This is a genomic window from Streptomyces sp. YS-3, assembly GCF_045257485.1.
Classification (GTDB): domain Bacteria; phylum Actinomycetota; class Actinomycetes; order Streptomycetales; family Streptomycetaceae; genus Streptomyces.
Genome location: NZ_JBJHPC010000778.1, coordinates 1 through 2730 on the forward strand (window position 1 = coordinate 1; position 2730 = coordinate 2730).

Genomic DNA, 2730 nt, shown 5'->3' on the forward strand with positions numbered 1-2730 from the left:
CGGCATGCACACGCCCATAGTTGTCCACAGGCTGCGGACGGTGTGGGCGGGTTGTCGGCGTGGCGGCGCATGATGGGGTCCATGAACGAGATGCCGGAGTGGGAGAAGCGGTTCAGGGCGCCCAGGGTCGGGCTCCCCGACTGGGCGGAGGACGCCCCGGACCGCTCGCTGTTCGTGTCCAACGCGACGGGGACGTACGAGCTGTACGCATGGGACCGCGCGAGCGGCGCCCAGCGCCAGGCGACGGACCGGCCGAACGGGACGACGGACGGGGTGCTGAGCCCGGACGGCGAATGGATCTGGTGGTTCAACGACAAGGACGGCGACGAGTTCGGCGTATGGATGCGCCAGCCGTTCGGCGGGGGCACCGACGAGCCCGCCGTGCCCGGTCTTGAGCCGTCCTACCCGGCGGGCCTCGCGCTCGGCCGGGACGGCACGGCGGTGGTCGGCCGCTGTACCGACGAGGACGGCACCACGGTCCACGTCGTCCGGCCCGGAACCGCTCCGGTCGAGATCTACCGGCACCGCGAGTCGGCGGGCGTCGGCGACCTCTCGTACGACGGCACGCTGATCGCCCTGGAGCACACCGAGCACGGCGACGCGATGCACTCGGCGCTGCGCGTGGTCCGGCTCGACGGCTCCACGGCGGCCGAGCTCGACGACAGCGAGGGCGGCACCGAGGAGCTCGGTCTCGAGGTGCTCGGCTTCGCGCCGCTGCCCGGCGACACCCGGCTGCTCGTCGCCCACCAGCGCCGGGGCCGCTGGGAGCCCATGGTGTGGGACGTGACGTCCGGCGAGGAGACCGATCTCGCGCTCGAACTGCCCGGTGACGTGGTGGCGGAGTGGTATCCGGACGGATCGGGGCTGCTCGTCGTCCACAGCTTCGAGGCCCGCAGCGAGCTGTTCCGGTACGACCTGGCGGCGGCCGAGCTGATCGAGGTGGAGACCCCGGCCGGCTCCGTCTCGGGCGCCACGGCCCGGCCCGACGGGACCGTGGAGTACCTGTGGTCCTCGGCGGCCCGCCCGTCCGAGGTGCGGTCCACCACGGGCGCGGTCGTCCTCGACCCGCCGGGAATGAAGGCACCGGCCTCGGTGCCGGTGGAGGACGCGTGGGTGGAGGGGCCGGGGGGCCGCATCCACGCACTGGTGCAGAAGCCGGCCGGGGCGGGCCCGTTCCCGACGGTCTTCGAGCTCCACGGCGGCCCGACCTGGCACGACAGTGACGCGTTCGCGGCGGGCCCGGCGGCCTGGGTCGACCATGGATACGCGGTGGTGCGCGTCAACTACCGGGGCTCCACCGGCTACGGCAGGCAGTGGACGGACGCGCTCAAGCACCGGGTCGGACTCATCGAGCTGGAGGACGTGGCGGCGGTCCGGGAGTGGGCGGTGTCGTCCGGCCTCGCCGACCCGTCGCGGCTGGTACTGGCGGGCGCGTCCTGGGGCGGCTATCTGACCCTGCTCGGCCTCGGCACCCAGCCGGACGTATGGGCGCTCGGGATCGCGGTGGTGCCGGTCGCGGACTATGTGACGGCGTACCACGACGAGATGGAAGCCCTCAAGGCGATGGACCGCACGCTGCTCGGCGGCACGCCGGAGGAGGTGCCGGAGCGCTTCGAGGCGTCGTCGCCGCTGACGTATGTGGACGCGGTGAAGGCACCCGTCTACATCTCGGCGGGCGTCAACGACCCGCGCTGCCCGATCCGCCAGGTCGAGAACTACGTGGACCGCCTGGCCGCGCGCGGCGCGGTGCACGAGGTGTACCGCTACGACGCGGGGCACGGCTCGCTGGTCGTGGAGGAGCGGATCAAGCAGGTACGGCTGGAGCTGGAGTTCGCGGGGAGGCATCTGGGGAACTGACCGTCCCGGGCACCGCGCACCCGGACCCCGCACACCCGGACCCCCGGGGGGTTCCGTACCGTGGTGGTGTGTACCGGTTCCTGCTGACGCCCCGCTGGTGGGGGATCAACGTCTTCGTCGTGCTGGCCATCCCCTTCTGCGTGTTCATGGGGTCCTGGCAGCTCGGCCGCTTCGAGGACCGCGTGCAGTCGCACAACGCGGCCACCGAGCGGCCGGACCCCGCCGAGCAGCAGGCCGCGCCGCTGCGCGAGCTGCTGCCCGTCGACCAGAAGACCTCGGGCCGCACGGCGAGGGCGACGGGGCGGTACGGGGAGCAGTTCCTGGTGCCGGACCGGCGGGTGGACGGGCACGACGGGTCGTATGTGCTGACCCTGCTGCGTACCGAGGGCGGCAAGGCGCTGCCGGTGGTGCGCGGCTGGCTGCCCGAGGGGCGCCCGGCGCCCGCGCCGCCCACCGGCGAGGTCACCGTCACCGGGGCTCTCCAGGCGTCCGAGACGCCGGGGACGGACGGGGTGAACGCCTCGGGCGGGCTGCCCCGGGGGCAGCTCGGGATGATCAGCGCGGCGTCGCTGGTCAACCTGGTGCCGTACGAGGTCTACGACGCATGGGTCACGCTGGCGACGGCGGACCCGGGGATGACGGCGGTGCCGGCCGTGAAGCCGCCGAACACCGGGCTGGATCTGAAGGCGTTCCAGAACCTCGGGTACACCGGCGAGTGGTTCGTCTTCGCCGGGTTCGTGGTGTTCATGTGGTTCCGGTTGCTCCGGCGGGAGGCCGAGGCGGCGGAGGACGCCGAGCTGGGGCTGTCGCCCGAACCGAGCGGTACGGGCTGAGCGGTACGGGCGGATCACCACCGCCWGCGCCCCCGCCCCC

2 protein-coding genes are annotated in these 2730 nt (G+C 73.3%); both read left to right on the top strand.

Translation table 11 applies throughout. The features are described 5' to 3' along the window. Positions 1 to 90: 90 nt before the first annotated feature. A complete protein-coding gene (locus tag ACJA3G_RS34645) occupies positions 91 to 1857 on the top strand; it encodes a prolyl oligopeptidase family serine peptidase (RefSeq protein ID WP_406557003.1) in 1767 nt (588 codons plus the stop codon). A gap of 68 nt (positions 1858 to 1925) precedes the next feature. Then, on the top strand, positions 1926 to 2690 hold the full coding sequence (locus ACJA3G_RS34650; RefSeq protein ID WP_406557002.1) for an SURF1 family protein: 765 nt from the start codon (positions 1926 to 1928) through the stop codon (positions 2688 to 2690). The last annotated feature ends 40 nt before the right edge of the window (positions 2691 to 2730 follow it).

Excerpts from the sequence above, each read along its gene's own strand:
- ACJA3G_RS34645 (WP_406557003.1), top strand. The coding sequence starts at position 91 with ATGCCGGAGTGGGAGAAGCGGTTCAGGGCGCCCAGGGTCGGGCTCCCC.